Source organism: Actinobacillus minor NM305 (genome assembly GCF_000175195.1).
GTDB classification, from domain to species: domain Bacteria; phylum Pseudomonadota; class Gammaproteobacteria; order Enterobacterales; family Pasteurellaceae; genus Haemophilus_A; species Haemophilus_A minor.
This window is the reverse complement of sequence record NZ_ACQL01000130.1, coordinates 1-7,375: the sequence shown is the minus strand read 5'-3', so window position 1 is coordinate 7,375 and position 7,375 is coordinate 1. Positions and strand designations below refer to the sequence as shown.

The window sequence follows — 7,375 nt, the reverse complement described above, 5'->3', positions numbered from 1 at the left end:
AAATAAAAAGGTTTGTCAGTAATCTGAACCCTGTATAACTTATACAGGGTTATTTATATTTTAACTTTTGAGCAGAAATAGTTATGACAAATAAACAACAAACAATAAATATCGCCTTGGCTGCAGATAGAAACTATGCAGAGCAAGTCATTACGCTAATTAAATCCGTTTGTTATCATCATAAAAATGTCCGATTTTATTTAATCCATCAAGACTATCCTGACGAATGGTTTATGGCTCTTAATCAACATTTAACCAATGTAGGAGCCGAAATTATCCCTGTTACAGTGTTAGATTCATTTAGATTTCTATCTAAACTCCAAGAACATATAACTCAAGCAACCTTCTATCGTTATATAATCCCTGAAATACCAGAAGATAGAGTTATCTATTTAGATAGTGATATAGTTGTAGATGGGAATATTGAAGAGATGTATTTCTCAGATTTTAATGGAAAATATGTTTTGGCTGTGGAAGATATGTACATTAGCTATACTGAACATGGTTATATAGAATTTCCAGATTTAAAGCCTTATTTTAATGGCGGGGTATTATTAATTAATAATCAGTTATGGAAAGAGAATGATTTAGCTGAGTATTTAATTCAAATGACGAAACAGTATCCAAACGTTATGTTTGGAGATCAAGATATATTAAATTTTGTGTTAAAGGATAAATGGGGAATTTTAAGTCATGTATATAATTATCAAACAGGTATTATTCATGCTTTTCCTCGTTTAGAAGAAAATATGTCCGATGAAGAAATAATAACAAAATACCAAAAACAAGCTGATGAAGTAAAACCTATAATCATTCACTATACAACAAAATATAAACCTTGGCTAAATAGTAAATATTTTGTTCTTTTACGGGAAAAATATTGGTTCTACTATCAACTCTCTTGGGAAGAAATTAAAAAACATCAGCAAGAACTTTTTGGCTCGTAATGAAAATTAACCCGCTGTCTCGCGGGTTAATTTTTACTTGTTCTATTAAGCCACTTGTTGCGTTGGAATAATCGCTTTACTCGCATCCCAGAAGTCCACAGGGGCATTCACAACAGGTATCACAATGCCGGCGCGGATCACAAAATCGCCAAAGGCTTCATTAGCTTCCCGTTCGGTTGCCCAGCGTCCGATTAAGCGGTCTAATTCCTCCAAAATTTCGCTAATGGTACGGTTTTCTTGATATAAACGTGGAATACGATAACCCGGTCTGTCGCCACCAATATGCAAGTTATAGCGACCAATGGCTTTACCGACTAAGCCGATTTCAGCCAACATTGCTCGTCCACAGCCATTTGGACAGCCCGTAATACGAGTAATGATATACTCATTTGGAATGTTGTGTTTGGCTAACAGTTTTTCCATTTCAACGGTAAAGTCGGGTAAAACACGTTCTGCTTCCGCCATTGCCAATGGGCAAGTTGGGAAAGAAACACACGACATGGAATACTCACGTTGTTTACTAATCGGCTCAAGTAATCCATATTGGCGTGCTAATTGTTCAATGGTTTCTTTTTGATCTTCCGGCACGCCTGCAATAATAATATTTTGGTTCGCGGTAATGCGGAAATCGCCTTGATGCACTTTGGCAATCTCAAGCATACCCGTCAGTAGTGGTTTTTGAGGATCGTTGTCGGTTAAACGTCCACTTTCAACATAAAGCGTCAAGTGCCACTTATTATCTATGCCTTTTACCCAACCCAAACGGTCGCCTCGTTCGGTAAATTTGAAAGGTTTGGTTGGTTCAAACGGAATACCCATACGGCGTTCGACTTCTGCTCTAAACCCGTCTAGCCCCATATTTTGAATTGTGTAACGAGTACGGGCATTTTTACGATCCGCACGGTTGCCGAAATCACGTTGAGTGGTAACGACCGCTTCTGCCGCCTGTAAAGTGTAACTTAACGGTACGTAACCGAGTTCTAACGAGATATTCGGGTAAGTAGCAGTGTTGCCGTGCTCCATAGAAAGCCCACCACCGACCAAGACATTAAAACCAGCCAATTTTCCGTTTTCATCTTTAATAGCAACAAAGTTCATATCATTACCGTAAACATCCACATCGTTTAAAGGTGGGATCGAAACGGTTGTTTTATACTTACGAGGCAGGTAGGTTTTACCTAAAATCGGTTCTTGTTCTTTATCTAATACATCATCGGAGCTGGTTACTTTTTTGCCTTCAATCCAAACATCTAAGTAACCGCTTGTGCGAGGGAGCAAATGTTCGGAAATTTTCTTCGCCCATTCATACGCCTCTTGGTGTAATTCGCTTTCAATCGGGTTTGAAGTACACAACACATTACGGTTCATATCTGCGGCAGTCGCAATGGAGTCCAAACCGATTTTATGTAACAAACGGTGCATATCTTGTAGTTTGGTTTTGGGCACACCGTGATATTGGAATGTTTGACGGTTGGTCAAACGAATAGAACGGTAATAGGTGTTTTCACGGGCAAATTTATCAATTTCAATCCACTGATAAGGCTTGATAATTCCACCCGGTAAACGGCAACGTAATAGCATAAACTTGAGCGGTTCAAGTTTTTCATCTAAGCGAGTTGCACGAATATCTCGGTCGTCTTGTTCATACATACCGTGGAAGCGGATAAGCTGAAAATTATCGCCTTTAAAGCCGCCTGTTAAACCGTCTTTGAGGTCATCTAAAATGGTGCCTCGTAAGAAATTACTCTCATTTTTTAAACGTTCGTTATCGGAAAGCGGTTTTTCTTGCCATTCCAATCCTTTCTTTTTGTTGCTGTCTGTCATAATGTTTCCCACACTTCGTTAATACTTTTTAATACACATCACGTTGATAACGTTTTTCTTCACGCAAATGATCAACATATTCTTCGGCTTCTTCTCGGCTAAAACCACCTTGCTGTTCAATCACATCAAGCAGGGCTTTATCCACATCTTTTGCCATACGTGAGGCATCGCCGCAAACATAAATATAAGCACCGTCTTGTAGCCATTGCCAAATGGCTTCAGCTTCTTCACGAATTTTATCTTGCACATAAATTTTTTCGGCTTGGTCACGAGACCACGCAAAACTATATTTATGCAAATAGCCATCTTTTTGGAATTGTTGCCATTCAGTTTGATATAAGAAATCTTTGGTAAAATGTTGATTGCCAAAAATCAGCCAGTTTTTGCCTTCCGCTTCATCCGCCGCACGTTGTTGAACGAATGCTCGGAAAGGCGCAATCCCTGTGCCAGAGCCAATCATAATGATCGGTTTTTGAGGATCGCTCGGTAGGCGGAAGCTATTGTTATGCTCAATGAAAACACGGACGGTTTCATCTTCGCTAACACGATCGGCTAAATAGCTTGAAGCTCCACCGGCTCTGGCTTTTCCGTTATGTTCATAACGCACTACGCCAACGCTTAAATGGACCTCTTCGCCTACTTCTGCAGGGCTAGATGAAATTGAGTACAAACGAGGCGTGAGTGGGCGTAATAATGCCACTAAATTCACAGCACTGATTGCGGAAGGGAAGCGGTTAAAGAGATCAACAAGCGGTGTATTTTCTGTGAAATTTTGTAATTGTTGCGGATCGGCAACGAGTTGATTTAATTCTGCATTATTGATCAACGCTGCATAGCCTTTGACTAAGGCTTGGGTATTTTGCGTTAATTCCAATCGGCTTTGTAATGCGCTACGCAAATTTAGTAACTCGCCATTTAGGCTAATTTCTTCATCGCCATTGAGTGATAAGGCAGTGAAAATTTCTTCAACTAAAGCCGGATCGTTTTCAAACCAAACCCCCAATACATCGCCTGCTTGGTAGTGTAACCCTGAGCCACTTAAATCGAATTCTAAATGGCGAACATCTTTTTCCGCAGTTAAATCGGTAATGCGCTGATTAGTCAATAAAGGTGCAGGGAAAGGATTATCTTTATGATAAAGGCTTGTTGCTGCGGTTTCCGTTGAGACCGAAACAGGTAAAGTGCTGGCTTGAGGCTGGCTATTTTTCTGTTTGATGATTGCCACAACCTCTTCAATCCATTGGTCTGCAACGGCTTTAAAATCTAAATCTGCATCTGCACGAGGTAGTAATCGGCTTCCACCGAGTGCTTCAAAACGCTGGTCAAAGTCTTTTCCGGCTTGGCAGAAATTAGGATAAGAGCTATCGCCTAAGCCAAGTACCGCAAATTGCAAGCGGTCTAATTTAGGTGCTTTTTTACCATTCAATAATTTGAGTAGTACCACGCCTTCTTCCGGTGCTTCGCCCTCACCTTGCGTTGAACTCACTAACAAGACTAATTGTTCATCGGCAATTTGTTTGGCTTTGTAATCCCCAAGAGAGTGATGCGTAGCTTGAACGCCCTCAGCTTGTAAACGTGCGGTGAGTTTCGTTGCAACGCCTTTGGCATTGCCGGTTTGTGAAGCCGATAAAACCGTTACTTTTAATGGTTCTAATGTGGTAGCTAATGTATTTTTGCTAAATGTCGCAGAAATTTGACCGCTTGCACCTTGTGCTTTTGCCCACGTATAGCCCGATAACCACGCTAATTGCAATTTATCTAGTTTTTCAACCGCTTGTACCACATCAACCGATAACGGAAGCGTGCCGTTTTGTTCAATACTCATAATCACTCCCTCAAAAAATCTGAATGTGCTATTTATAAAGGGATTTTTTATAACATAAAAATAATAAGAGAATATGTTTTAGAAAAAATTGGAATAAATAAACTAAAAAACCGAAATGGATCAAACTTGAGGAAAAGAGAGAGAGTAATTCTTCCTTTTTTATATCATTCAGGAATATCAGAGAAGATTTTGTTCTTTTAAATAAGTGTGCCAAAATGCAGCGTAAATATAGTTATCAGGATTTTAAATACTATGCAGTCAAATTTGTATCTCGGTATGATGTCTGGCACGAGCCTAGACGGGGTGGATTTAGCCCTTGTTGATTTTACGCAAAGCCCTAAATTGGTTGCCGCAGATTTCGTCCCAATGCCGGAAGATTTACGCTCCGGCCTTTCTCTGTTGCTTAAGACAGGGGAAAGCGGTTTGCAAACACTTGGGGAGCTGGATCATCGTTTGGGGCTATTGTATGCCGATGTGGTTAATCATTTTCTTGCCAAACAGAAATTAAACTCCAGCCAAATTCAAGCGATAGGCTGTCATGGTCAAACTGTTTGGCATTCGCCGAATAGTCCTTTCCCTTTTACAATGCAAATTGGCGATATGAATATCGTGGCAGCCAAAACGGGCATTACGACCATTGGCGATTTTCGCCGTAAAGATATGGCAGTGGGAGGGCAGGGAGCCCCTTTAGTACCAGCGTTCCACCAAGCGATTTTTGCCAAAGAAGATCAACTAACGGTGGTGCTAAATATCGGTGGGATCAGTAATATTTCTGTCCTTGCACCGCACCAAGCTACGATTGGCTATGATGTCGGCGTGGGTAATGCTTTGATGGACGTTTGGATCGAGCAACATCAGCAGAAACGTTTTGATAAAGATGCAGAATGGGCAAAAAGCGGTCAGTTACAACCTGAGTTATTGGCAAAGCTCCTTGATGAACCTTTCTTCGCTTTACCGCCACCAAAAAGCACGGGGCGAGAGTTATTTAATTTAAATTGGTTGGCACAAAAATTGGCGACATTCCCTCCGTTTAAAGCGGAAGATGTTCAACGAACGCTTGCTGAATTTACCGTACAAAGTGTGGTAAATGAGCTGCAAAAATTCCAAACGGCAGATAAAAAGGTGTTGTTGGTTTGTGGCGGAGGAGCAAGAAATCCGTTGTTAATGACACGTTTCCAAACGCTTCTTACCGATTGGCAAGTTGCCACTACAACCGAATACGGTTTAGATATTGATTATGTTGAAGCTGCAGCCTTTGCGTGGCTGGCTTATCAACGAATGAATAATCTTCCAAGCAATTTACCGAGTGTAACCGGAGCAACACAAGCGGTCAGTTTAGGCGTGATTTTTCCTACATAGAGATAAGGTTTTTGTAGGTGGGCATGCTTGCCCACCAAAGCAATTAAAGTACGGTATTCGCACATTTTCCCGTTTGTTCAATTTCTAAAATGTTAGAAAGTGTTACATCGGAGATATTATTTAGCGCTTCTTCGGTCAGAAATGCTTGGTGTCCGGTAAAGAGCACGTTATGACAAGAAGATAGACGGCGGAAAACATCATCGGTAATCACATCGTTAGATTTATCTTCAAAGAAAAGCTCACGCTCATTCTCATACACGTCCATCCCTAAGGCTCCGATTTTCTGGCGTTTCAATGCTTCAATGGCAGCTTGGCTGTCAATTAACGCACCACGACTGGTGTTGATGATCATCACGCCATCACGCATTTTATTAAATGCAGTTTCGTTGAGTAAGTGATAATTCTCAGGGGTCGCAGGGCAATGAAGGCTGATAATATGTGAGCGAGCATAGAGTTCATCTAAATTGACATATTGCCCACCGAGTTCTTCTACTAATGGATTTTTAAACGGGTCGTATGCCAATAATTCCATACCAAAGCCTTTCAAAATACGCATAGTGGCGATACCGATTTTACCCGTCCCGATAATCCCAGCCGTTTTACCGTGCATATTAAAGCCGGTTAAACCTTCGAGTGAGAAATTGGCATCGCGAGTACGTTGGTAGGCTTTATGAATACGGCGGTTAAGCGTGAGCATTAAACCTACAGCGTGTTCTGCTACCGCTTCAGGCGAGTAAGCCGGCACGCGAACGACATTTAACCCCAATTCTTTGGCGGCGTCTAAATCCACATTATTGAACCCGGCGCAACGTAAAGCGATAGTTTTTACGCCAATTTTTGCCAGTTTTTCTAAGACTGCTCGGCTACCGTCATCATTAACGAAAATACAGACCGCCTCAGCACCTTCTGCCATTTTGACGGTTTTTTCACTTAATAAGAAATCAAAGAATTCGAGTTCGAAGCCAAATTTTTGGTTCGCGATTTCAAGGTGTTTGCGGTCGTAGTTTTTCGTGCTATATACAGCGACTTTCATAGTACAGCTCCATTTCCTAGTAAAATAATAAGGCATATTGTACGCCTTTAAGCTAAAAAATATAGCAGGCTTTGGCTATTGTATTTATCTAAGTAACAAGCGGTCGTAAATTGATAGGATATTGCAAATAATGAATTTGGTAGCAACTGTGTCAAAAGTCAATCGTAGCGATCGATATATACAACCCTCTCCCACAAGGGCAGAGAGTTTGAGATTTGGTAGATGAAAAGACGAAATGAGGGTAGGGACACACTGCGTGTGTCCGGCAGTCATAGATGAGATTTGTCAGCAATCTCGGACACACGCAGTGTGTCCCTACGGTTAATTTATTGAAACTATTGGTAAATTTTCAGATTTGCTGTAGGGGCGAAATATTTTTCGCCCTAA

The 7,375-nt window shown here is 40.9% G+C and carries 5 protein-coding genes; 2 read left to right on the top strand and 3 right to left on the bottom strand.

The window, feature by feature from the left end; all coding sequences use genetic code 11:
* Positions 1-83: 83 nt before the first annotated feature.
* Positions 84-947: a glycosyltransferase family 8 protein gene (locus tag AM305_RS09815; RefSeq protein WP_005825573.1), complete on the top strand. Its 864-nt coding sequence runs from the start codon at positions 84-86 to the stop codon at positions 945-947.
* A gap of 45 nt (positions 948-992) precedes the next feature.
* Here AM305_RS09815 and cysI read toward each other — a convergent pair whose 3' ends face one another.
* A complete protein-coding gene (gene cysI / locus AM305_RS09810) occupies positions 993-2,771 on the bottom strand; it encodes an assimilatory sulfite reductase (NADPH) hemoprotein subunit (RefSeq protein WP_005825571.1) in 1,779 nt (592 codons plus the stop codon).
* A 28-nt stretch (positions 2,772-2,799) separates the two neighbouring features.
* Entirely contained in the window at positions 2,800-4,596 is a 1,797-nt protein-coding gene (locus tag AM305_RS09805) for an assimilatory sulfite reductase (NADPH) flavoprotein subunit (protein WP_005825569.1), read from the bottom strand.
* Between the two features lie 252 nt (positions 4,597-4,848).
* On the opposite strand from AM305_RS09805, the gene AM305_RS09800 reads away from it, so the two are divergent.
* Positions 4,849-5,955 (top strand): anhydro-N-acetylmuramic acid kinase, encoded by a 1,107-nt coding sequence (locus tag AM305_RS09800; RefSeq protein WP_005825567.1) that lies wholly within the window; start codon positions 4,849-4,851, stop codon positions 5,953-5,955.
* A 43-nt stretch (positions 5,956-5,998) separates the two neighbouring features.
* Here AM305_RS09800 and AM305_RS09795 read toward each other — a convergent pair whose 3' ends face one another.
* A complete protein-coding gene (locus tag AM305_RS09795) occupies positions 5,999-6,988 on the bottom strand; it encodes a 2-hydroxyacid dehydrogenase (protein ID WP_005825563.1) in 990 nt (329 codons plus the stop codon).
* Positions 6,989-7,375 lie beyond the last annotated feature (387 nt).

Coding starts and splice junctions, on each gene's coding strand:
- AM305_RS09815 (WP_005825573.1), top strand. CDS start 84: ATGACAAATAAACAACAAACAATAAATATCGCCTTGGCTGCAGATAGA.
- cysI (WP_005825571.1), bottom strand. CDS start 2,771: ATGACAGACAGCAACAAAAAGAAAGGATTGGAATGGCAAGAAAAACCG.
- AM305_RS09805 (WP_005825569.1), bottom strand. CDS start 4,596: ATGAGTATTGAACAAAACGGCACGCTTCCGTTATCGGTTGATGTGGTA.
- AM305_RS09800 (WP_005825567.1), top strand. CDS start 4,849: ATGCAGTCAAATTTGTATCTCGGTATGATGTCTGGCACGAGCCTAGAC.
- AM305_RS09795 (WP_005825563.1), bottom strand. CDS start 6,988: ATGAAAGTCGCTGTATATAGCACGAAAAACTACGACCGCAAACACCTT.